The sequence below is a fragment of the Oceaniglobus sp. K40-3 genome (assembly GCF_055808395.1).
In genome coordinates this window covers 578521-601932 of the sequence record NZ_CM147868.1, presented here as the reverse complement: position 1 = coordinate 601932, position 23412 = coordinate 578521, and the positions used below count along the sequence as shown (strand labels likewise).

At 60.5% G+C, this 23412-nt stretch carries 21 protein-coding genes and 3 pseudogenes; 15 read left to right on the top strand and 9 right to left on the bottom strand.

Annotated features, from left to right (window positions below; all coding sequences use genetic code 11):
* Positions 1-132 precede the first annotated feature (132 nt).
* Both AC0L7P_RS03135 and AC0L7P_RS03130 read left to right on the top strand, forming a co-directional pair.
* Positions 133-801 (top strand): flavodoxin reductase, encoded by a 669-nt coding sequence (locus AC0L7P_RS03135; protein ID WP_473434446.1) that lies wholly within the window; start codon positions 133-135, stop codon positions 799-801.
* A 69-nt stretch (positions 802-870) separates the two neighbouring features.
* A complete protein-coding gene (locus tag AC0L7P_RS03130; protein ID WP_473434445.1) occupies positions 871-1467 on the top strand; it encodes an HD domain-containing protein in 597 nt (198 codons plus the stop codon).
* A 21-nt stretch (positions 1468-1488) separates the two neighbouring features.
* Here AC0L7P_RS03130 and AC0L7P_RS03125 read toward each other — a convergent pair whose 3' ends face one another.
* On the bottom strand, positions 1489-2043 hold the full coding sequence (locus AC0L7P_RS03125) for an ActR/PrrA/RegA family redox response regulator transcription factor (protein WP_473434444.1): 555 nt from the start codon (positions 2041-2043) through the stop codon (positions 1489-1491).
* Between the two features lie 73 nt (positions 2044-2116).
* Complete coding sequence (locus AC0L7P_RS03120; protein ID WP_473434443.1) at positions 2117-2767, bottom strand: SCO family protein; 651 nt, start codon at positions 2765-2767, stop codon at positions 2117-2119.
* 102 nt (positions 2768-2869) lie between these two features.
* Between AC0L7P_RS03120 and regB the strand changes: the two genes are divergently transcribed.
* The 11 genes and pseudogenes from regB to AC0L7P_RS03065 all read left to right on the top strand — a co-directional run bounded on the left by regB (position 2870) and on the right by AC0L7P_RS03065 (position 17195).
* Entirely contained in the window at positions 2870-4261 is a 1392-nt protein-coding gene (gene regB, locus AC0L7P_RS03115; RefSeq protein ID WP_473434442.1) for a sensor histidine kinase RegB, read from the top strand.
* A 131-nt stretch (positions 4262-4392) separates the two neighbouring features.
* On the top strand, positions 4393-5016 hold the full coding sequence (locus AC0L7P_RS03110) for a hypothetical protein (RefSeq protein ID WP_473434441.1): 624 nt from the start codon (positions 4393-4395) through the stop codon (positions 5014-5016).
* Entirely contained in the window at positions 5004-5987 is a 984-nt protein-coding gene (locus tag AC0L7P_RS03105; RefSeq protein WP_473434440.1) for a hypothetical protein, read from the top strand. Before AC0L7P_RS03110 ends, AC0L7P_RS03105 begins: the two co-directional genes overlap by 13 nt.
* Before the next feature lie 41 nt (positions 5988-6028).
* Positions 6029-6535 (top strand): tRNA (adenosine(37)-N6)-threonylcarbamoyltransferase complex ATPase subunit type 1 TsaE, encoded by a 507-nt coding sequence (gene tsaE / locus AC0L7P_RS03100; RefSeq protein WP_473434439.1) that lies wholly within the window; start codon positions 6029-6031, stop codon positions 6533-6535.
* A complete protein-coding gene (locus AC0L7P_RS03095; protein WP_473434438.1) occupies positions 6511-7197 on the top strand; it encodes a nucleotidyltransferase family protein in 687 nt (228 codons plus the stop codon). Before tsaE ends, AC0L7P_RS03095 begins: the two co-directional genes overlap by 25 nt.
* Positions 7190-10138: pseudogene (addB, locus tag AC0L7P_RS03090) on the top strand (double-strand break repair protein AddB). The gene AC0L7P_RS03095 and the pseudogene addB overlap by 8 nt, the downstream one beginning before the upstream one ends.
* On the top strand, positions 10135-13482 hold the full coding sequence (addA, locus tag AC0L7P_RS03085) for a double-strand break repair helicase AddA (protein WP_473434437.1): 3348 nt from the start codon (positions 10135-10137) through the stop codon (positions 13480-13482). The pseudogene addB and the gene addA overlap by 4 nt, the downstream one beginning before the upstream one ends.
* Before the next feature lie 58 nt (positions 13483-13540).
* Complete coding sequence (trxA, locus tag AC0L7P_RS03080) at positions 13541-13861, top strand: thioredoxin (RefSeq protein ID WP_473434436.1); 321 nt, start codon at positions 13541-13543, stop codon at positions 13859-13861.
* A 119-nt stretch (positions 13862-13980) separates the two neighbouring features.
* Complete coding sequence (gene hslV / locus AC0L7P_RS03075; protein ID WP_473434435.1) at positions 13981-14538, top strand: ATP-dependent protease subunit HslV; 558 nt, start codon at positions 13981-13983, stop codon at positions 14536-14538.
* 65 nt (positions 14539-14603) lie between these two features.
* Positions 14604-15911, top strand: a complete 1308-nt coding sequence (hslU, locus tag AC0L7P_RS03070; RefSeq protein WP_473434434.1) for an ATP-dependent protease ATPase subunit HslU — start codon at positions 14604-14606, stop codon at positions 15909-15911.
* A gap of 39 nt (positions 15912-15950) precedes the next feature.
* A complete protein-coding gene (locus AC0L7P_RS03065; protein ID WP_473434433.1) occupies positions 15951-17195 on the top strand; it encodes an MFS transporter in 1245 nt (414 codons plus the stop codon).
* Here the strand turns inward: AC0L7P_RS03065 and AC0L7P_RS03060 are convergent.
* The 3 genes from AC0L7P_RS03060 to AC0L7P_RS03050 are packed head-to-tail and all read right to left on the bottom strand — an operon-like array spanning position 17157 to position 19435.
* Positions 17157-17741, bottom strand: coding sequence for a Smr/MutS family protein (locus tag AC0L7P_RS03060; RefSeq protein WP_473434432.1), 585 nt, complete (start codon positions 17739-17741; stop codon positions 17157-17159). The genes AC0L7P_RS03065 and AC0L7P_RS03060 overlap by 39 nt on opposite strands.
* A 3-nt stretch (positions 17742-17744) precedes the next feature.
* Positions 17745-18776, bottom strand: a complete 1032-nt coding sequence (gene mltA / locus AC0L7P_RS03055; protein ID WP_473434431.1) for a murein transglycosylase A — start codon at positions 18774-18776, stop codon at positions 17745-17747.
* Entirely contained in the window at positions 18773-19435 is a 663-nt protein-coding gene (locus AC0L7P_RS03050; protein WP_473434430.1) for a Tim44/TimA family putative adaptor protein, read from the bottom strand. The genes mltA and AC0L7P_RS03050 overlap by 4 nt, the downstream gene beginning before the upstream one ends.
* A gap of 117 nt (positions 19436-19552) precedes the next feature.
* Between AC0L7P_RS03050 and AC0L7P_RS03045 the strand changes: the two genes are divergently transcribed.
* Complete coding sequence (locus AC0L7P_RS03045) at positions 19553-20056, top strand: FxsA family protein (RefSeq protein ID WP_473435532.1); 504 nt, start codon at positions 19553-19555, stop codon at positions 20054-20056.
* A 45-nt stretch (positions 20057-20101) separates the two neighbouring features.
* Positions 20102-20620: a protein-export chaperone SecB gene (gene secB, locus AC0L7P_RS03040; protein ID WP_473434429.1), complete on the top strand. Its 519-nt coding sequence runs from the start codon at positions 20102-20104 to the stop codon at positions 20618-20620.
* 1 nt (position 20621) lies between these two features.
* Here secB and dnaQ read toward each other — a convergent pair whose 3' ends face one another.
* From dnaQ to AC0L7P_RS03020, 4 genes and pseudogenes are all read right to left on the bottom strand, one after another.
* Entirely contained in the window at positions 20622-21314 is a 693-nt protein-coding gene (gene dnaQ, locus AC0L7P_RS03035; RefSeq protein ID WP_473434428.1) for a DNA polymerase III subunit epsilon, read from the bottom strand.
* Positions 21307-21904 (bottom strand): annotated as a pseudogene (gene coaE, locus AC0L7P_RS03030) (dephospho-CoA kinase). Before coaE ends, dnaQ begins: the two are co-directional and overlap by 8 nt.
* Positions 21901-22736: pseudogene (locus tag AC0L7P_RS03025) on the bottom strand (shikimate dehydrogenase). The pseudogenes coaE and AC0L7P_RS03025 overlap by 4 nt, the downstream one beginning before the upstream one ends.
* On the bottom strand, positions 22733-23332 hold the full coding sequence (locus AC0L7P_RS03020) for a Maf family nucleotide pyrophosphatase (protein WP_473434427.1): 600 nt from the start codon (positions 23330-23332) through the stop codon (positions 22733-22735). Before AC0L7P_RS03020 ends, AC0L7P_RS03025 begins: the two are co-directional and overlap by 4 nt.
* Positions 23333-23412: the final 80 nt, after the last annotated feature.

The following is a 23412-nucleotide window of genomic DNA, read 5'->3' as shown; positions in this document are numbered from 1 at the left end:
TTCGCAAAGCCTTAGCACCCTGCCCTTCCAGCCGCAATGTCAGGGCTGTCACCCCACGGCCTGCGACACCCTGACGCGGGAACATTTGCGGCTGCGGTGCATCCTAACTTATGACAACCCAAGGAATTGATCATGACACATACCCTCGCGCTGAAATCCATCACCCCCGTGACCCACAACGTCTTTCGTCTGCGCTTTGACAAGCCCGCGGAGTTTGATTTCAAGCCGGGTCAGGCGACGCTGCTCAGGCTTGACCGCGACGGGTGGCGGGACAAGAAGCACCCCTTTACCATGACCAGCCTGCCCGATGACGATGAGCTGGAGTTCACCATCAAAAGCTATCCGGCGCACAAGGGCCTGACCGAACAGATCGCTCAGTTGAAGGCAGGGGACAGCGTGATCATCGGCAATTCCTGGGGTGCGATCACCGATTCCGGGCCGGGGGTTTTCATCGCAGGGGGCGCGGGTGTTACGCCATTCATCGCCATCCTGCGCGACCGGCAGCGAAACAACGCGCTGAAGGGCTGCATGCTGATCTTCTCGAACGACAAGGAAAACGACATCATCCTGCGCGAAGAATGGGAAGGGATGCATGACCTGAACACCGTGTTCACCCTGACCGGCGAAGATACCGGCACCCTGCCGAACCGCAAGGTGGACGGCGCGTTTCTGGATGAGGTGCTGGAGGATTACGACCGGCGCTTTTATGTCTGTGGCCCGCCACCCATGGTCGATGCGGTTTCGGCCATCCTGAAAGATCGCGGCGTTCCCGACAATCACATCACCGTCGAGAACTCCTGAGCCGGTCACTTTACTTTGTGTCCCGGTTGCCGCACTCAGATGTGACGGAACAGGAAACACGAGGATGCAATGGCGCCAAGGCAACCCCGCGCATGGCAACGGATGCTGTCAGGGCGGCGGCTGGACCTTCTTGATCCCACGCCGGTGGATATCGAGATCGAGGATATCGCCCACGGTCTGGCCTTTGTGGCGCGCTGGAACGGCCAGACACGGGGCGATCATGCCTATTCGGTGGCCGAACATTCCCTGCTGGTCGAGGCATTGTTTACCCGGATCGCGCCGGGTGCGCCGGTGAAATGGCGGCTGGCCGCCCTGCTGCACGATGCCCCGGAATACGTGATCGGAGACATGATTTCGCCCGTCAAGGCGGCGGTCGGGCCGGGATACGGCGCGCTGGACGATCGCTTGATGGCTGCCATCCATTTACGGTTCGGCCTGCCTGCCACGATTCCGGCGGCGGTAAAGAAACAGATCAAGAAAGCCGACAAGATCAGCGCATGGTTGGAAGCAACTCAAATTGCAGGATTTGCCGAAGCCGAAGCCTCAACATTTTTCGGCCGGCCCGACCCGGCAATCATCGACGGGCTGTCGATTGTGCTGCGCCCCCCGGTGCAGGTGCGCGCAGATTTTACCGCCCGCCATCAAGCGTTGCTGGCGGGCATGTAAGATAGCCCGCAAACGCCCATCCTAACGGGGCGAACGTTTCGCCAGTATCCGTTGCAACGTGCGGCGGTGCATGTTCAGGCGACGGGCGGTTTCGCTGACGTTGCGGTCGCATTGCTCATACACGCGCTGAATATGTTCCCACCTGACGCGATCCGCCGACATGGGGTTTTCGGGCGGCGGCGGGAGGGCATCACCCCGGGCCAGCAGGGCTGCGGTGATTTCATTCGCGTCGGCGGGTTTGCTCAGGTAATCGGTCGCGCCGATCTTGACGGCGGCCACTGCGGTGGCAATCGCGCCATATCCGGTCAGAACCACGATCCGGCTGTCGGGTCGGCGTTCGCGGATGGTTTCAACCACGTCCAGCCCGTTGCCATCCTCAAGCCGCAGATCAATCACCGCATAGGCCGGGGGCCGGGCAGTGGCGATGGCGCGCCCCCCGGCAACGGATTCGGCGGTCTCAACCTCAAACCCGCGCTTTTCCATGGCCCGGGCCAGACGCTTCACAAAAGGTTCGTCGTCATCGACCAACAGAAGTGTCCGATCATCGCCGATCTCGTGTTCAGCCGAGTCTGTCATTGCCATGCCCCTTTGCGGCGCAGTTTAATTCCTGCCCACGTCACCTAGAGCGCGGATCGCCTGACGTCAATTTCTAGCCGGCGTTGTCAATGAAACAGGCGGTCTTTTCGGCCACCTCTTCGGCGCTGACGCCCGGTTCACCGTTGACGCCGGGGGCGCCACGAAAGAAATCGACAAACCCCTGTTTGGGCAGCACCAGATAGGTAAAGACCGAATGATCCATCAGGTAATATTCATCATCGGCGGCCCCGCGCCGGGCAAAATAGGTCTTATAGGCCTGTGATGCCGCTTTCACCTGTTTCGGCGAACCGGTCAGCCCCACCATGTCGGGGTGGATGTAATCGGTGAATTCGGCCAGAACCTCGGGGGTGTCGCGGGCCGGATCAATGCTGATGAACACCGGCTGCACATCATATCCCTTTGCCGCCAACAGATCGACAGCATCGGCATTGCGCGCCGCATCCATGGGGCAGACATCAGGGCAATAGGTATAACCGAAGTAAATCAGCGACGGTTTGGTGATGACATCCTTGTCGGTCACGGTTTCGCCGGTTTCCGACACCAATGTGAATGGCCCACCAATGGTGGCGGCCCCACCAGCGATTTTGGTGCTTCGGCAATCGGCAAACACATCGCCCGTGGCGCGCCCCGCCACATACCACCACGCACCGCCCACCAGCCCGACCAGCACCGCTGCCGCAGCAATTGCATATATTCTGACCATCAACATAACCCCAGATAAAATCAGGCGCATTGATCCGACGTGCGCCCCCGACATACAAGGGGACAGAGTGACACAATCGCGCGAATTCGCGCAGCAGAAAGGATGCCGGTGCATTCCGCATTTGACAACGCTCACCGGTCGAATTGGGTGCGTTTGCGCACACTTACCTATCTGCGTGCCGTCGCCGCAATTGGTCAGATGTCAGCGATCCTTGTCGGGTATTACGGGTTTGAACTGGCGCTGAAACTGGGCTGGTGCTTTCTGGTGGTTGCCGCCTCGGTGATTTCCAACCTCGTTTCACTGTCTGTCTTTCCTGAAAACAAGCGCCTGTCAGAAACCGAAATGCTGGCCCTGCTGCTGTTTGACATCACGCAACTGTCGGCCCTGCTGTTTTTGACCGGTGGGCTGCACAACCCGTTCGCCCTGCTGATTCTTGCACCTGTCACGATTTCGGCGACGACGTTGCAGTTGCGCTCGACGATGCTTGTGTCGGCCGTGGCGATGCTGGCCATGGCGATCGTGGCCTGGTGGTACATTCCCCTGACAACGCGTTTCGGGACGTTGGTGGAAATGCCCAGCATCTTTGTGTTCGGGTTCTGGATGGCGGTGATGATCGGCATCCTGTTTCTGGCCGCCTATGCCCGCCGTGTCACATCCGAAGTCAACGCCATGGCCGATGCTTTGGTCGCCACCCAGCTTGCCCTGTCGCGCGAACAAAAGCTGACGGATCTTGGGGGCGTGGTGGCGGCCACCGCCCACGAACTGGGCACGCCCCTTGCCACGATCAAACTGGTGTCCGGTGAACTTCTGGACGATATCGACGACCCCACCCTGCGCGATGACCTTGCGCTGATCGCCGAACAGGCGGACCGGTGCCGTGACATTCTGCGCTCTATGGGGCGGGCCGGAAAAGACGATCCGCACCTGCACACGGCCCCGATTGCCACCGTCGTGGAGGAAGCCGCCGAACCTCACGGCACCCGTGGGAAATCCGTGGTCTATCACATCGCCCCGCTGGCGGGTGCCGATCCGCGCCAGCCCGAAATTTATCGCCGCCCGGAGATCATCCATGGGTTGCGGAATCTGGTTCAGAACGCTGTCGATTTCGCCACCACAACTGTGTGGATAGACATCACCTGGTCCGACAATCAGATTCGCATACGGATCGCCGATGACGGCCCCGGATATCCGCCAAATATGTTGCCCCGCCTGGGGGATCCGTTTTTGCGATCCCGGCATTCCGATGAGCAAAACAAGCATCGGCCTGGCTATGACGGCATGGGTTTGGGCCTGTTCATCGCCAAAACCCTGCTTGAAAGGTCGGGCGCCGAACTCAGCTTTGCCAACGGGCGCGACCCGGACGAAAGCCGCGCCATGGCCGAATCGCAGCGTGGTGCGATTGTCGAATCGATCTGGCGGCGCGAATCGCTGGCCGTCGCGTTCAGCGACAGCCGAATCGCGCTGGGGTTGAACCGAAAGATTGATGCGATATAGCAACCAATCGGCATCAATTCGGTTGATAATGCGCGCTTACCCCAGAGTATCCCGCTGGGCGAAGGGGTGATTAACCTCTCGTTAAGAAATGACTCTCCACTCTGGGCGCGGGACCAGGGGACAGTGTAGAAATGATGTTAGAAGCTTTGGGGGCGGCTGTGTTGGCCATCAGTGTCGCGCTGATCGTATCGGTCTGCGCATTGTGGGCGCTGAGCGAATGGAACAAACGACAGATACGGCGCAATGAACATCCGGTCGGCCCCGAGGGGGCGGTGGTGTCGTTCGTCTTTGAAGGCGCGCACCCCGTTGACCTTAGTGATGCTGCACGACTGCTGATTTCGATCAGCGGCCGCGACATTCGCGATTTCGACGGGCTGGCCGCACTTCTGGCCAGCCGCTTTCCCGATCTGGCAGCGCGGGCCGCGAATCTCGGCGCCCATGAACACTGCAACATCTATTCGACCGACCGCACAGAGATTGCCACCCTGCGCAAACACAATAGCCGACTGCGTCTGTCGCTGCGCGACGTCGAGACGCCGAATGACCAGATCGCGCTGGACCGCCCAACGCTTATGTCGTTCGAGCAAGAGCTGACAAACCTGCGCGACACCACCGAAAACATGCCGTTTCTGGTATGGCGGCAGGATGGTGACGGCAATATCACCTGGGTCAACCGCGCCTATATGGATGCTTGCCAAACCTATGGTGATCCGTCGCGTCAGGGGCTGTGGCCCCCTGCACGTTGTTCGAAATAGACGTTTCGCAAACCACCAGCGCCCGGGGCAATCAACGTCAAAGGCTGGTCGGCAACGGCGCCGCACCTGACCATTGGTATCAGTTTCATATCACGCCTCTGGACGGTGATTTCCTGATTTCGGGCATCAATGTCGATACCGTCGTCGAGGCCGAGGATTCCCAACGGACATTTGTGCAAACCCTGTCAAAAACCTTTGCCGATCTGCCTGTGGGGCTGGCTGTGTTCACCCGTGACCGGCGGTTGGCCCTGTTCAACCCCGCCCTGGCCGATCTGACCACAGTTGCCCCCGAACGATTGATCATGCGGCCCACCATATTCGGATTCTTCGACATGCTGCGCGATCTGCAAATGATGCCCGAACCGAAAGATTATAATTCATGGCGCGAACAGATCGCCGATCTTGAGGCATCAGCCACCAACGGCACCTATCGCGAAACATGGCATCTGCCGTTCGGGCGCACGTTTCGCGTGACGGGCCAGCCGCAGATTGATGGCGCGGTCGCCCTGCTGTTCGAAGACATCAGCGATGAAATCGGGATGAGCAGGCGGTTCCGCACCGAACTTGAGGTCGGGCAATCTGTTCTCGACAGTCTTGATCAGGGGCTGGCGGTGTTTTCGCCAAATGGCGTGCTGACCCTGACGAACAGGGCTTATGACCGGTTGTGGGGGTCCGACACGCGCGAGGGGCTGGATACGCCCTATGTGGGCGATGCCGCCAACCGCTGGGCCGCTCTCACCACCCCCAGTCCGGTCTGGGCGGCATTTCAGGATTATGTCCTCTCGGATGAACGGGGCGAATCCTGGGTCGGTGATGCGATGTTGCTGGACGGTCGGCCCATCCGTTGCACGCTGCAACCGGTGACGGGCGGATCGACGCTGGCGCGTTTTGAAATCCGCACCAACCAGATGCAGCCCCTTCGGCCAACCCAATCCCTGCGGCCACGCGAACAGGTTTCGCAAACGCTCTGATCCGGCTTGCGGCTCTGGCCACGGAACGTCAAAGTGGCGCCATGTCTGCGCCGCTGCACATCCACTCTCGCACGCCCGAGGAAACCGCCGATCTGGCCGCCGCCCTTGCCGGGGTGTTGCGCCCGGGGGATGTGGTGCTGTTGCACGGGCCAATCGGGGCAGGCAAGACCCACCTTGCCCGCAGCCTGATCCGCAACCTGCAACCCCCTGATATGGCCGAAGACATTCCGTCGCCCACCTTCACGCTGGTGCAAACCTATGACAGCCCCGCCGGTGAAATCTGGCACGCCGATCTGTATCGGCTGGGCGATCTGTCCGAGGTTCTGGAACTGGGGCTGGACGAGGCGTTTGAAACCGCGATCTGCCTGATCGAATGGCCCGACCGGCTGGGCGATGCTGCCCCCAAAGACGCGCTGAGCGTCACCCTGTCCCCAACAGGCGACACCGGGCGCCAGATTACATTTCACGGCGCCCCCCCATGGCAAGCCCGACTGGCCGACATCGCCCGCAGATGGGGGGCCGAATGCACCGCCACCCCGACGCCGTAATGCTGCTCGCCGCAGGCCTTGGCGCCCGCATGGCCCCGCTGACGCAACGCCTGCCCAAGGCCCTGATCCCGGTGGCGGGCCGGCCTTTGATTGATCATGCGCTTGATCTTACCCATGGATTTTCCCGGCGGGTCGTCAATGTTCACCATCTTGGCAATCAGATTGCCCGGCATCTCAGGGGACGGGACGTTGCCCTGTCGTGGGAAACCGATACCTTGCTGGATACAGGTGGCGGCCTGCGCCACGCCTTGCCACTGCTGGGTAAGGGGCCTGTTTGCACGCTCAACACTGATGCCATCTGGACCGGTCCAAACCCGTTGGAAACATTGCGCGCCGCGTGGAAGCCAGCGCAAATGGATGCCCTTCTTTTGATCCTGCCTGCACGTCGCGCCAGGGCGCACAATGGTACGGGCGATTTTTCCGTTACCCCTGACGGACGGCTGAATCGTGTCGGCACCCAACTTTACACCGGGGCGCAGATCATCAAGACAGACCGCCTGACCGAAATCACCCAACGCGCTTTTTCGCTAAACCGGTTGTGGAATCTGATCGCCGCCGAAAATCGGCTGTTCGGGGTCGCGCATACCGGCGGATGGTGCGATGTGGGCCATCCCGGTGGCATAGCGCTGGCCGAGGAAATGCTGACGGAACACCATGTTTGACCCCCAGGATCACCCCCGCATATTCGCCCTGCCCCCCGGCGCCGATTTCCCGGCACAGTTGATTGCCGGGTTGCAATCGCGGCTCGCAGGTCATCCGCCCGAATCCATGGCCCGGGTCGAACTGGTGCTGAACACGGCGCGGATGCGGCGCCGGATTACGTCGCTGTTTCAGCAGGAACCGGCGCTGTTGTTGCCCCGGTTGCGGCTTTTGACCGATCTTGCCGCGCAGGTGCCAATGGCCGGTCTGCCGCCGCCCGTTTCGCCCCTGCGGCGCCGATTGGAACTGGCACAGTTGATTGCAGGCCTTATCGCCCGCGATCACACTCTTGCCCCGCGCGCCGCGATCTTTGAACTGGCCGACAGTCTGGCCGCGCTTATGGACGAAATGCAGGGCGAAGGCGTGCCCCCCGAGGTTTTGCGCAACCTTGATGTCACTGACGAATCCGGTCATTGGGCGCGCAGCCTGTCGTTCATATCCATCGTTCAGCCCTATTTCAGCCCCGACGCCGCGCCCGACGGCGAGGCACGCCAGCGCCGCGCCATTGAGGCGCTGATCGACCGCTGGCAAGACGCACCGCCCACACACCCAATTATCCTTGCCGGCTCCACCGGGTCGCGGGGGGCGACGGCGCTGTTGATGGCGGCGGTGGCGCGATTGCCCCAGGGTGCCGTCGTGCTGCCCGGGTTCGATTTCGACATGCCCGGTGACATCTGGGCACAGATGGATGATGCGCTGGTGTCCGAGGACCATCCGCAATACCGGTTTGCCCATCTGATGCAAAAGCTGGATCTGCGCCCCGATCAAATTGCCCGTTGGACAGAAAAAGACCCCCAGCGTGTCCGCAACCGTCTTGTCTCGCTTGCCCTGCGCCCGGCCCCGGTGACCGATCAATGGATGAACGAAGGCCCGACATTGGGCGATCTGACCGATGCAACCGCGCATATGTCGTTGATCGAGGCGCAATCCCCCCGACAAGAGGCGCTGGCCATTGCCCTGCGTCTGCGACACGCTGCGGAACAAGGGCAAACCGCTGCGCTGATCACCCCCGACCGGATGCTGACCCGGCAGGTGACGGCGGCGCTGGATCGCTGGGCGCTGATCCCCGATGACAGCGCCGGGCGGCCGTTGCATCTGTCGGCGCCGGGCCGGTTCTTGCGCCATGTGACCGAATTGTTCGGCGCGCGGTTGACGGCGGAACCGTTGCTGACGCTGCTGAAACACCCGATCTGTCACACCGGCGCGGATCGTGGCCCGCACCTGCGCCTGACCCGGGAACTTGAACTGTGGTTGCGCCGCAAAGGGCCGCCCTTCCTGTCGGCGCAGACCCTCACGGACTGGGCGTCCGAGCGTGACGATGTGCAGGCGATGACATGGGCCAACTGGCTGGGCCGTCTGTTGGGCGGGTTGGAACAGGTGGCCACCCGGCCCCTGCCCGATCATCTGGAACATCATATCGCCGTGGCCGAACATCTTTCGTCGGGGCCTGACGGCGACGCGGGCGAATTGTGGCTGAAAGAGGCAGGAATCGCAGCGTTGCAACAGGTGAACGCCCTGCGCGCCGAGGTGGAACATGGCGGCGACATGGGGCCGCGCGATTACCGCGCCCTGTTCCTTAACGTCATCACCGGCGAAGTGCGCGAACCCCTCGCCGCCCATCCGGGCATCATGATCTGGGGCACGCTAGAGGCGCGGGTGCAGGGCGCCGACCTGGTGATCCTTGGGGGCCTGAACGATGGCATCTGGCCCGAACTGCCCGCACCAGACCCATGGTTAAACCGGCGCATGCGCCAACAGGCCGGGCTTTTGTTGCCCGAGCGGCGGGTGGGGCTGTCGGCCCATGATTTTCAACAGGCAATTGCCGCGCCCGAGGTTGTTCTGACCCGCGCCACCCGCGACGCCGAGGCCGAAACCGTGGTGTCCCGCTGGCTGAACCGACTGACAAACCTGCTCAGCGGGCTGCCCGAAACGGGTGGGCCTGCGGCCCTGGCCGGGATGCGCGCGCGGGGCCGTGAATGGCTGACCATGGCCGAGGCGGTCGAGACTGATTTCACGCCCGTTGAGGCGGAAAAGCGCCCCTCGCCGCGCCCGCCTGTCGATGTCCGGCCCAAAAACTCTCGGTTACGCAGATCAAGACACTGATCCGCGATCCCTATGCCATTTATGCCCGGCATGTGTTGCGCCTGCGCCCCCTTGATCCGTTGCGCCAGGAACCCGACGCCCCCCTGCGCGGCACGGTCATTCATTCGATTTTCGAGCGTTTCGTGCGGGCATGTCCCGACCCGTCAGCGGCCGGCGCGCGCGATCAACTGCTGAGCATCGCCCACGATACACTGGCCGATGAGGTGCCATGGCCCACCGCGCGGCGCATCTGGACGGCGAAACTGACCCGGGTGATTGATTGGTTTCTGGATGGCGAAATTCAGCGGCGCCAAAGTGGCGCGCCAATCCTTTCAATGCTGGAAGGTAAGGGCGCGCTGCACCTCACCAACCCCGATTTCACCCTGACCGGCAAGGCAGACCGTTTCGATCTGCGCGATGACGGCACGCTGGTGATTTATGACTATAAGACCGGCATCCCGCCCAGCGCCGGAGAAATGCAGTATTTCGACAAGCAACTGCTGCTAGAGGCGGCCATGGCCGAGGCGGGTGCGTTTGAGGGGTTGCAACCGCAAAAGGTGGCCGAGGTGGCCTATATCGGCGTTGGGTCGAAACCTGCGTTCGCCCCCTTGCCCTGCGCGATCACGATGCAAAAATCGTGCTGGACCCGGATCAGACGTTGATTGAACTGGCGGAGCTTCTGACCGCCTATGCCCGCCGCAATCGCGGCTATACCAGCCGCCGCGCCATGCATAAAACCTGGAACACAGGCGATTACGACCATCTGTCGCGGTTCGGTGAATGGGACGAAAGCCAACCCCCGAGCCGGAGGATGTCGGATGAGCGCCCCCGATGAAGCCACCGCGCGCCAGATTCAGGCGGCGCGCCCCGGAACGTCAACCTGGCTGTCGGCCAACGCCGGATCGGGCAAGACCCGGGTTTTGACTGATCGGGTGGCGCGGTTGTTGCTGGATGGGGCATCGCCGCAAAACATCCTGTGCCTGACCTATACCAAGGCCGCCGCGTCAGAAATGCAGAACCGGCTGTTCAAACGGCTGGGTGAATGGGCGATGACGGCGGATGGCGATCTGTTGGCCAATCTGCGCGATCTGGGCGTTGAAGGCGCGCTTGGCCCTGAGCGCCTGCGTCTGGCACGCACCCTGTTTGCCCGGGCCATCGAAACCCCCGGCGGCCTGAAAATTCAGACAATCCACTCATTCTGCGCCTCGCTCTTGCGGCGTTTTCCGCTTGAGGCGGGGGTTTCACCACAGTTCACCGAAATGGACGAACGCGCCGCGCAGCTTCTGACCGCCGAGATTGTCGAGGAAATGGCCGATACTCTGGCCCCCGGGGTGATTGACGAAGTCGCGCGCCATTATACCGCCGAAGACTTTTCCGCCCTCACCGCCGAAATTTCCAAACATCGCGCCAGGTTCTTTCCGCCCCTTGATGGGGCGGCGATCCGCGCGAAACTCGGGGTGGACGACACCCTCACGCCCGCTGGCTTGCTCGGGCCGATATTGGGCGAAGGGGAAATTGATTTGTTACGGCGGGCTGGCGCAGCGATGGCCAAGGGAACCGTCACCGATGCCAAGAACGCGGCAATCCTGTTGCAGGTCGCCAACACCCCGCCATCGTTGCACAGTCTGGCGCAGCTTGAGGGCGCGATGCTGTTTGGCGCCAAGGCGAAATCACCATTCGGAGCAAAGATCGGAACCTTCCCCACGAAAAAGACCCAAGCCGCGCTGGCAGAGGACATGGATGATCTGAATGATCTCATGGAGCGGGTCGAGGCGGCGCGCGAACCGCGGATGGCGCTGCTGGCCGCTGACAAATCCATCGCGCTGCACCGCTTTGCCCAGGCGTTTCTGCCGCTTTACGAGGCGCGCAAGCTGGGGCGCGGGTGGTTGGATTTTGAAGATCTGATCCTCAAGGCGCGGGCATTGATGACCGATCCGGCAGTGGCGGCCTGGGTTCTTTATCGGCTGGATGGCGGGATTGACCATGTGTTGGTGGACGAGGCGCAGGATACCAGCCCCGATCAATGGCGGGTGATCGAACTGCTGACGCAGGAATTCACCGCCGGCAAGGGCGCGCGGGAACCGGGCGAACGGTCGTTGTTCGTGGTCGGGGATCGCAAACAATCAATCTATTCGTTTCAGGGTGCCGACCCCGAGGCATTTTCACACATGTTTGATTTGTTTCAGGAACGGCTGGCCGGGTCCGCGCCATTGCAACGGCTGGAATTGCAGCATTCGTTCCGATCCTCTGCTGCCGTTCTGGGGGCTGTTGATGCGGTGTTTCACGGGGCGGGCGGCGAACCGCTTGATCTTGAATCATCCCACCGAGCGTTCCACGCTGATCTGCCCGGTCGTGTCGATCTGTGGCCGATCATCGAGGCCGAAGAAGCGGACGAAGACACCGAATGGTACGACCCGGTTGATCGTGTCAGCCCCAATGCCGCCGATGTTAAACTGGCCCAGACGATTGCCGATGAAATTCACCGCATGATTGCCACGAACGAGACTGTTCCGGCACAAAACGGCACAAGGCGCCCGGTGCAACCCGGCGATTTCCTGATCCTTGTGCAGCGTCGCAAGCGGCTGTTCTCCGAGATTATCCGCGCCTGCAAACAGCGCGAGCTGGATATTGCCGGGGCTGACCGGCTGAAACTGGGCGCTGAACTGGCGGTGCGCGATCTGCGGGCGCTGCTGGCGTTTCTGGCCACCCCCGAGGATGATCTTTCGCTGGCCGCTGCCCTGCGTTCGCCCCTGTTCGGGTGGAGCGAGGCGCAATTGTTCGATCTGGCCGCAAAACGTGATGAAACCTATCTGTGGCAGGCCTTGCGCCGGGCAGAGGCAGACCATCCTGCCACCATGAAAATATTGAACGATCTGCGCGCCAATGCCGATTTTTTGCGGCCTTTCGATCTGTTGGAGCGTGTTCTTTTGCGCCACAAGGGGCGGCCCAACCTGTTGGCGCGCCTTGGCCCCGAGGCGCAGGATGGGTTGGATGAACTGCTGAACCAGGCGCTGAATTACGAGCGGATGGATATTCCCAGCCTCACCGGCTTTCTCGCGTGGCTGGATGCCGACGATGTTGAGGTGAAACGACAGGCCGACAGCGCGGGCAACCGGATCAGGGTGATGTCGGTGCATGGGGCAAAGGGGCTTGAGGCGCCGATCGTGATCCTGCCCGATACGCTGCGGGCGAAATCCGACATTCGAAATCAACTGTTTCCGGTCGAGGATGGCACCCTGCTGTGGCGGACAGGGGCAGATGACATGCCCGAGGTTTTGAAAGACTCCAAGGCGGTGCAGGTGGCCGCCGACGATGCCGAACGCGCCCGGTTGCTTTATGTGGCGATGACGCGGGCGGAAACATGGCTGATTGTCTGTGGCGCGGGCAAACCTGTCAGCCCGTCGTGGTATGATGCGGTTCAGACCGGATTGGAAAGCCTGACCACCACGGCGCATCCTTTTCCCACGGGCGAAGGGCCACGGCTGAGCCATGGGGATTGGGCCGGGGGTGCCATTGCAACCGAGGCACCCGTATCGGCGCAAGATACCGTTTTGCCAGAGTGGTTTGCCCGACACGCCCCGCCTTTGGCCGAGGTTGCGATTCTGACCCCGTCAAATCTGGGCGGGGCAAAGGCGCTGTTTGGCGAATCTGACGACCACGATACCGAGGTCGCCATGGCCCGGGGAACCGCGCTTCATCTGTTGTTGGAGCATCTGCCCGAAATCCCCGAAACCGATTGGCAAAGTGCCGCCGAAAGCCTGCTGGACGCCGAGCGCGCTGCGGAACTCCTCCCGGAGGTGCGCAATATTTTAACCACCCCCGCTTTGGCACCGCTGTTTCAACTCGGCACGTTGGCCGAGGTGGCCATCACCGCCGATCTGCCCGAACGGGGCGGGCAGCGCATGTTCGGCACCATTGATCGGTTGATTGTCAGCGACGAATCAATCCTTGCGGTGGATTTCAAATCCAACATCCGGGTGCCGGAAACGCCCACGCAGGTGCCCGACGGGCTATTGCGACAGATGGGCGCCTATGCCGCCGCCCTGAGCGAAGTTTACCCAAATCACCGGATCGAAACGGCAATTCTGTGGACCCGCGCCGCACAACTGATGCCCCTGCCCCACGACATTGTGAGGGAGGCCCTGCAAAGAGCCACGACATCTTGACGCCGCGCCCGGTCGTTCATACGTTCAGCCCTCAAATTCATTCGCTGGGAGATCATCCATGGCAACCGTAGCCGTCACCGACGACACCTTTGATGCCGAAGTAAAACAATCCGCAGTCCCCGTTATCGTGGATTTCTGGGCCGAATGGTGCGGCCCCTGCAAACAGATCGGCCCCGCTCTGGAAGAGCTGAGCGATCAATACGAAGGCAAGATTAAAATCGTCAAGGTGAACGTTGACGAGAACCCGAATTCCCCCGCCCAGATGGGTGTGCGCGGCATTCCCGCGCTGTTCATGTTCAAGGATGGCGCGGTCGTATCCAACAAGGTTGGCGCCGCCCCCAAGGCCGCGCTGGAAAGCTGGATCAAGGAAGAAATCTGATCACGCGATAGCGTCGGATCAAAGGGGCGCCTTTCGGGGCGCCCTTTTTCGTTGTCGCCCCTCGGGTGGTTGGCAATCGCCGCTGCGCTGTCCATATATCCCGAAACGGAGTGATACATATGGCAAAGCAAGACTTTCCCGGCTGGCACGGAACAACCATCATCGGTGTGCGCAAGGGTGACGAGGTGGTGATCGCCGGTGACGGGCAGGTTTCCCTGGGTCAGACAGTGATCAAGGGGACGGCGCGCAAGGTGCGGCGGCTGTCCCCCGGCGGGCATGATGTGGTGGCCGGGTTTGCCGGATCAACCGCCGATGCCTTTACCCTGCTTGAACGCCTTGAGGCGAAACTGGAGGCCACCCCCGGCCAGTTGCAGCGCGCGGCGGTTGAACTGGCCAAGGATTGGCGTACTGACAAATACCTGCAAAAACTTGAGGCGATGCTGATCGTGACCGACGGCACCGATCTTTATGTTATCACCGGCGCCGGCGATGTGTTGGAGCCGGAACATGACATCGCCGCCATCGGATCGGGCGGCAATTATGCGCTGGCCGCCGGGCGCGCCATGATGGACACCGACCGCAGCGCCGAAGACATCGCGCGCCGCGCCATGGCCATTGCCTCGGACATCTGTGTTTACACCAACGGCAATCTGACCGTCGAAAAGATCAGCCGCTGAAGCGGCACCCATCGCAAGGGGCCAGATTGCCCTGACCCGACATATAAGCAGAACGAAGGCCCCCAATGAGTGATCTGACCCCCCGTGAAATCGTTTCGGAACTTGACCGGTTCATCATCGGCCAGAAAGATGCCAAGCGCGCCGTTGCCGTGGCCCTGCGCAACCGCTGGCGGCGCAAACACCTGAACGATGACCTGCGCGATGAAGTGTATCCCAAGAATATCCTGATGATCGGCCCCACCGGCGTTGGCAAAACCGAAATTTCCCGCCGGTTGGCAAAACTGGCCCGCGCGCCGTTTCTCAAGGTTGAGGCGACAAAGTTCACCGAGGTCGGCTATGTGGGTCGCGACGTGGAACAGATCATCCGCGATCTGGTGGAAAACGCAATCACCATGACCCGCGATCACATGCGCGACGATGTGAAATCCCGCGCACAGGAAAACGCCGAAAACCGCGTTCTTGAGGCGATTGCCGGTGAGGGTGCGCGCGAACAAACCCGCGAAATGTTTCGCCGAAAGCTGCGGTCGGGTGAATTGGACGATACCGAAATCGAACTGGAAGTGGCCGACACTTCGAACCCCTTGGGGGGAATGGAAATTCCCGGCATGCCCCCGGGCCAGATGGGCGGCATGATGAACCTGGGCGATCTGTTCGGCAAACTGGGCCAGCGCAAGGTGCGCAAGAAACTGACCGTCGCGCAAAGCTATGACGTGTTGCTGGGCGAAGAGGCCGACAAACTGCTGGACGATGAAATCGTGAACAAGGCCGCCCTTGAGGCGGTGCAGGAAAACGGCATCGTGTTTCTTGACGAGATCGACAAGGTTTGCGCGCGCAAGGATGCCCGGGGCGGCGACGTTTCCCGCGAAGGCGTGCAGCGCGACCTGCTGCCCCTGATCGAAGGCACCACCGTTTCCACCAAATACGGCGCGGTGAAAACCGACCATATCCTGTTTATCGCATCCGGCGCATTCCATATCGCCAAACCATCGGATCTGTTGCCGGAATTGCAGGGGCGCCTGCCGATCCGGGTCGAACTGCGCCCCCTGACCGAGGATGATTTCGTCCGCATCCTGACCGACACCGACAACGCGCTGACCCTGCAATATTCCGCCCTGATGAAAACCGAAGACGTGACCGTCACCTTTACCGAAGACGGCATCAAGGCGCTGGCCAAGATCGCGTTTGAGGTGAATGAAAGCATCGAAAACATCGGTGCCCGGCGGCTTTATACGATCATGGAGCGGGTGTTTGAGGAATTGTCCTTTACCGCGCCCGACCGGGGCGGCGAAGAGATCACCGTCAACGGCGAATTTGTCGAACAAAACCTCGGCGAACTGGCCCGTTCCGCAGATATGAGCCGTTACGTGCTGTAACCCCCTTCCCTTTCCCCGCGAACCAGCCGAAAGAGGGGCATGGGTTTCATGCGCTTCTTTCGCGAGAACTGGCTGTTTCTGACCGCTGGCGTTCTCCTCTCGTTTACGTCCAGCTATGGGCAGACGTTTTTCATCTCGCTTTTCGCGGGTGAGATCATGGCCGACTATGGGCTGACCCATGGGCAGTGGGGGTTGATCTATACCCTTGCCACCACCTGTTCAGCCATCGCCATGATCTGGGCCGGCGTGTTGACCGACAAGTTTCGCGCCCGACAGCTTAGCGTTTTCGTCTGTCTGACACTGGCCGCCACCTGTCTGGCCATGGCTGTTGGGCAGGGGATGATTGTGCTGGTGGTGCTGATCTTTGCCCTGCGCCTGTCGGGCCAGGGCATGATGAGCCAGCTCAGCATCGTTACCATGGCGCGTTGGTTTGTCGCCACGCGGGGGCGCGCGCTGTCGGTTGCGGCCATGGGGTTTGCCCTGGGGCAGGCGGTGCTGCCGCTGATCTTTGTATCCCTGCTTGAGATTATAAATTGGCGCTGGTTGTGGGTGATTGCCGCAGCCCTTGTTTTGCTGGCGATGCCGGTAATTTACCGGCTGTTGCGGGCCGAACGCACGCCGCAATCGGCCGCACAAAACACCGCATCAACCGGTATGTCAGGGCTGCACTGGACCCGGATGAATGTGCTGCGCCACTGGTTGTTCTGGGCGATGATCCCGCTGCTTCTTGGGCCACCGGCCTGGGGCACTGCGCTGTTTTTCCATCAGGTGCATCTGACCGAGGTGAAGGGTTGGGCGCTTTTGGATTTTGTGGCGATCCTCCCGATATTCACTGTGGTGTCCATCACCACGACCTTTGCCAGCGGCGGGTTGATCGACCGGCTGGGAACCCCGCGTTTGATGCAGATTTACATGATCCCTTTTTCCATTGCCTTTTTCCTTTTGGCGGGCGCGGACACCCTTGTTGGTGCAACCATCGCCATGATGATTCTGGGTCTGGGCATCGGATCGCAATCGACCGTTCCCGCCGCCTTCTGGCCTGAATTCTATGGCACCCGGTATATCGGATCGATCAAGGCGATGGCGGCTGCGGTGATGGTGTTTGGGTCGGCCATTGGGCCTGGGGTCACTTCGGTTCTGATTGATCGCGGGATCGATTTTCCGACGCAGATGTTTGCGATTTCGGCTTATTTCGCCTTTGCAGCGGTGATTTCAATTCTGGCCATTGGCAAGGCGCGCCGCAGCCTAACGGTTGCGCCTGAGATAGACATAGTAGGCGCCTGAGCCGCCGTGGCTTTGATGCGCCTCGCTGACTTGTAAGACCACGCCCGCCAAAGGGGCCATGCGCAACCAATGGGGCACCTGCCGTTTCAACACCCCATGGCCGGAATGCCAGCCCTCGTGATGGCGTTTGCCCTGACCCTTGCCGGTAATCACCAGGACCAGCCGCTTGCCCATGGCATGGGCGCCGAGGATAAAATTGATCAGCGTCGGTTGCGCCTGATCCAGCGTCATGCCGTGCAGATCAATCCGCCCCTCCACCGCAAGTTTGCCCCGGCGCATCCGGGTGAACGCCTTGTGATCCATCGCCACCGGTTGCTGTGACAGGGCCGGTGCCGTGTCGGTGGTGATCCGGCCGGCGCTACGCCGCGGCCCCTGAATGGCAAAGGGCGCAATCGGCTCTGGCGTCGGGCATTGCGGTTTTTCAACCACCGGCGTTTCAGGTTTCGGGCTGCGATCCGGGCGCAGGGGCACCGCGTGTTCCACCACCTGGCGCCACAATTCGGTTTCTTCGGCGCTCAGCCGCCGGGGTTCGCGCCGCCGCGACATGCCCTAAATATCCGGGGCGAGGGCATAGGCCCGCTGAATTGGCATCAGCACGATCATCCGGCCCCGATCACGCACCCGGCCAGCGGCACGGCCGGCCTTGTCGCCCGTTCCGAAAAATATATCGGCCCGTTGCGCACCCTTGATCGCGCTGCCGGTGTCCTGCGCCACCATCAACCGGCGCATCAGCCCACGCCCGCCTTTTTCGATCCAGACCGGCGCACCCAGCGGGGTAAAATCCGGGTCAACAGCAATGGACCGCATGGCGGTGATTGACCGGTTCATCGCGCCCAACGGCCCCTTGTCAGCGGGAACTTCACTGACCTCGCGGAAAAAAACGTAGGATGGATTGTGACGCAGCAATTCTGCGCCCTCTTCGGGGTTTCTTTTCACCCAGTTACGAATGACCTGTGCGGACACCTGATGCGGTTTATAAACGCCCTGCCGCACCAATTCCTGCCCGATCGAGCGGTAATTATGGCCGTTCTTGCCACCATACCCCACCCGCAGATAGGTGCCATCAGGGAGTTTCACCCGGCCCGACCCCTGAACCTGAAGGAAATAGACATCGACCGGATCGTCGATCCACGCGATCTCCAGCCCACGATCCGCCAACAGGTTCTTTTCCTCGATGTCGCGACGCGAATACCATGTCTCGCCTGATCGCACCTCTTCGGGCAAACGATAGAGCGGGTATTGATATGGCCCGCCACGGTGACGCGACCCGTTCAATTCGGGTTCGTAATATCCGGTAAACAACATATCCTGTCCGTCTTCGATCAGGACCGGGCGAAAAAACAGTTCAAAAAATGTTTTGGCGTTGGGCTGTTGACCGGCCACCGCGCAGACCGCACGCCAATCAGGATCACGCATGTCGCCGCAGGTATTCAAGAAAACCGCAAGCGCCGCCTGATGATCGTCATCTGCCCAGCCCTTCAGGTCATCAAACGACAGGATCCTGTGCGTTACTTCCGACGCGGCGGGCGTTGTCATCGTCAACACCCCCGCAACACATGCTGCAAGCAGCGCACGCATCATTCCCCGGTGGCGACAAGTTGCCAGTTGGGGTCATTGGCGCCCATGGTGCGGCCAAAGGTCCAGACATCGCGTTGACGTTTGATTTCGGTGGCACTGCCTTCGATGATATCGCCGCCCTTGTCACGCACGACATAGGTAAGTTCCCCGGTGAAGCGGATGGTCATTTCACCAAATTGCGTATCGCGGGCATACTCTGCCTCGATCAGCGTGATTTCACGCAGGCCAACAAAGCTCGACTCGACGGTCAAACCCTGTTCGCGTCGCTGGGTGATCCCTTCGTCAAAGGCCTCGGCCACATCGGGCGCAAGGAAACTGCGCACATCGGTGATATCACCATGTTCAAAGGCCATGAGGATCATTTCATAGGCGCCACGCGCCCCATGAAGAAATTCGCCCACGTTGAACCCGGGTTCGGCCAGCTTCATCGCGGCAAGTGCCTTGGCGCTGGCGCTGCCATCCTCGACGTGATCGGTGATGTCACGATCCGGCCCGCCTTCGATCACTTCGAATTCGGGGCGGTTTTTCTTGGATGGCGGGGTTGGCCCCGACACGGGTGGCTTTTCGAATCCGTCCCGGGTGCCCAGCACGTTGCGAAGCCGTAAAATCAAAAACACAGCGATTGCGGCCAAAACCAGAAGCTGGATCACGGCAGAACTCATCTAAACCTCTTTTCGGGTGCCATCTGTCAGTGACAGGGTTGGTAACAGGCGTCATTGGTTCTTATGTAGGGGCGGGGCGTGGCCAAGTCCACTGTTGCCCCGGATCTGGAGGTTGCTATGTGGCTGTTCTTGCCGTTTCTTGCCGTACCCATCATCGAAATCGCGCTTTTCATTCAGGTTGGCGGCTGGATCGGGCTGTGGCCAACCCTTGGAATCGTAGTGCTGACGGCGATTCTGGGAACCTGGCTGGTGCGGACACAGGGCGCGCTTGCCATGTCGCAGCTGCGCGGATCATTTCAGAATCTACGCGACCCGACCGAGCCGCTGGCCCATGGCGCGATGATTCTTCTGGCCGGTGCGTTGCTTTTGACGCCCGGGTTTTTCACCGACGCGCTTGGATTCGCTCTGCTGATTCCGCCGGTGCGCAAAGCGGTGTTCCGGTTTCTGAAATCCCGCATCAAGGTTCAGACCTTTGAATATGGTGCGCGGCCCGGGCAGGGCCACCAAGACCCGCCAAGGGGATATGGTGATGTGATTGATGGCGAGTTCGAAGAGGTCGATTCGCCAAAGAAGCCCACCCATGGGGCGTCGGGCGCGCCGTCGGGCTGGACCCGGCATTGAAGGCTCTGCTAGACAGCAGAAAACCCAATGAACAAGGAGCTTCAGATGGCTGAATCCGACACCACGCCCGCCGCAGACACCCCAGCAGATACCCCAAAGGCACCAACGCCGCCGCAACTGCGCATTCTGGGCCAGTTCATCCGCGATATGTCGTTTGAAAACATCGTCGCGCGCAATGGTGCCAACGGCAATGTAACCCCCGATGTGCAGGTGCAGGTCGCGCTGGATGCCAAAAAACGTGGTGAGGGCCAATTCGAAGTGGTGGGTAAATTCAACATCACCTCGAAGGACAAGGAATCTGACGCCACCCTGTTCCTGCTTGAGCTGGAATACGGCGGGATCTTTGCGATCGAGAACGTCCCGGATGAACAACTTCACCCGTTTCTGCTGATCGAATGCCCCCGGATGCTGTTTCCGTTCATCCGCCGCATCGTCAGCGACATCACCCATGACGGTGGTTTTGCGCCGCTGAACCTTGATACCATAGATTTTGTCAGCCTTTACCGTCAAAGCCTGCAACAGCGTGCTGCGGCTGCTCAGACTGACGCGGCAAAGCCCAACTGATTTAGGGTTTCACGACCCAAAGCGCGCTGTCGCCCATTTCCTTTACAAAGGCGGAATGGGCGGCAGATTCCGTCTCGGTGATCCGGGGCGGCAATGGGGCAGGGCGCGGACGCGGGCGCCAGGTTTCGCCTGTATCCGCCGCGTTTGCGTTTCTCTGCGTCGGGGCAAGCACCAGATCGGGTTGCCGCCCGCCGATCAGTTCAAGATAGACCTCTGCCAGAATTTCAGAGTCGAGCAGGGCGCCGTGCAAGGTGCGCGACGAATTGTCGATCCCAAACCGGCGGCACAGGGCATCAAGGGATGCGGGCGAGCCGGGGAATTTCTTGCGCGCGATGGCAAGGGTGTCAATCGCCTGTTCCCATGGCAGTTTGGGCAGCTTCATCCAGCCCAATTCAGCATTCAGGAATTTCATATCAAACGCCGCGTTGTGGATGACCAGTTTGGCATCCCCCACAAAATCAAGAAACTTTTGCCCGATGGCGGCAAATTTTGGTTTATCCCGCAGGAAATCATCCCCCAGCCCATGCACCTCAAACGCTTCTTTCGGCATGAAGCGTTCGGGGTTGATGTATTCGTGAAACGTGTTTCCGGTCGGCATATGGTTGAGCAGTTCAACCGCGCCGATTTCGACGATCCGATCGCCGGCCTCGGGCTCAAAGCCTGTGGTCTCTGTATCCAGCACGATTTCACGCATCGCTGTTTTCCTCTTTCAGCCGCGCAACCAAAGCATCAACATCCCGGGTCGCGGATTCCATCGTTGTCGTATCAATCACCACATCGGCGCGGGCGCGTTTCTGGGCGTCGGGCGTCTGTTTGGCAAGGATGCTTTCAAACATCTGTTCGGTCATGCCAGGGCGCGCCATGACCCGGCGGCGCTGTTCGGCGGGGTCAGTTGAAACCACGGCGACAAGATCAATCCACGCATCTGCGCCGGTTTCAAACAACAGCGGAATATCCAGCACGATGATCGGCGCGCTCTGATCCTTGATAAAGGCCACACGGTCAGCGGCCACCAGTGGATGCACGATCTGTTCGATTTCTTTCAGCGCCCCGGCATCGTGGGCGATCCAGGATTTAAGAACTTCGCGATCAATCACGCCATCCTTTACCGCATCTGGACATATGGCACCAAGCGGGGCAACCGCCGCCCCCTGGGCCATACAGCCGATGCACCGCCGCATCGGCATCCCACACAGGCAACCCGTGCGCGGCAAACATTTCTGCCGTCGTCGATTTGCCCATTCCGATCGACCCGGTGAGCCCGATCAACATCGGGCCATTCATCGGCCCAGCACCACCTCGCGCGTGCGTTCATCCACCTCGGGGCGCATTCCGAACCATCGTTCAAACGCGGGGGCGGCCTGATAGATCAACATGCCCAATCCATCGACAGTGGTTGCACCAAATTCGCGCGCCCGTTGCAGGAACGTGGTGTCAAGCGGGGTATAAACTAGATCGGTAACCACAGCAGTGGGCGAAAGACCATCCAGAGGCACCCGGAAATCAGGCTTTCCCACCATCCCGAGCGAACTGGCGTTCACCACCGTCTGGGCATCATCCAGGGTGTTGCCCGCCTTGACCCAATCATAAACCACGATCTTTGCGCCAAATTCTGCCCGCAGGGATTCGGATCGTGCCCGGGTTCGGTTGGTCAGGCGGATTTCGGGTGTGCCTGCATCAATCAGCGAGGTGATAACAGCCCGCGCTGCACCCCCGCCCCAAAGATCGCCGCCGGCCCAGAGCGCGGATCCCAGTCGGGGGCAGATTCGCGCAGGTTCTGGATAAATCCATAGCCATCGGTGTTATCGGCGTGAATTTTCCCATCCGCCCGGAAAATCAACGTGTTCGCCGCACCGATCAGCGCAGCCCGGTCGGTTACCAGATCCGCAAGCTCAAGTACCGCTTCTTTGTGGGGGATCGTGACGTTACAGCCGACAAATCCCATTTTGGGCATGGTTCTGATGACTTGGGCCAGATCGGCCTGCGCAACATCCATTGGAATATAATATCCCGCCAGCCCCATCGTCCGCAGCCAGTGACGGTGCAGCGCCGGCGAACGGCTGTGCGCAATAGGAGAGCCGATAACACCGGCAAGGGGAATTTTCGCATCATTCATGACGATAGAATGCCTCTCAGGGTGAAGTAGGACAAGAGATCAAGCAACGGCAGGCCGAGAACCGTAAAGTAATCCCCCTGCACCCGCGTGAACAACCGCGCGCCTTCTTCCTCAAGCTTATATCCGCCGACCGAGTGGCGAATGCTTTCCCAGTTGCGCGCGACATATTCCTGAATAAAGGGTTCGGACAATGGCCGCATCTGCATCTGCACGATCCCCACATGGCGCCACACCGGTTTGCCCCCGTCATAGACCACAGCCGCGGACAGCAATTTATGGGTTTGACCGGACAAAGCGCGCAGATGTTCAATCACCTGACCAGATGTTTCCGGTTTTCCAAATATTTTCCCTTTTGAATCAAGCACCTGATCACATCCGATCACCATGGCATCGGGCCGCTTCCGGGCCACCTTGCGCGCCTTGAATTCGGCCAGGGCATCAGCAACATCCCGTGGTGTCGCCTGTTCTGCTATCATCGAATCGCGGATCGCCTGCTCATCTATCCGGGCGGGCAGGGCTTCAAAAACCAGCCCGGCATTTTTCAAAAGCTGCTGACGGATCGGGGAACTGGAGGCAAGTATCAGAGGAGCGGTCATGGGATAAATCCGGGGATAAATCGAGGGAACAACTTTGGACGACTCGGACAGTTTGGCCAAATATCCTGTGAAGGGGCGTT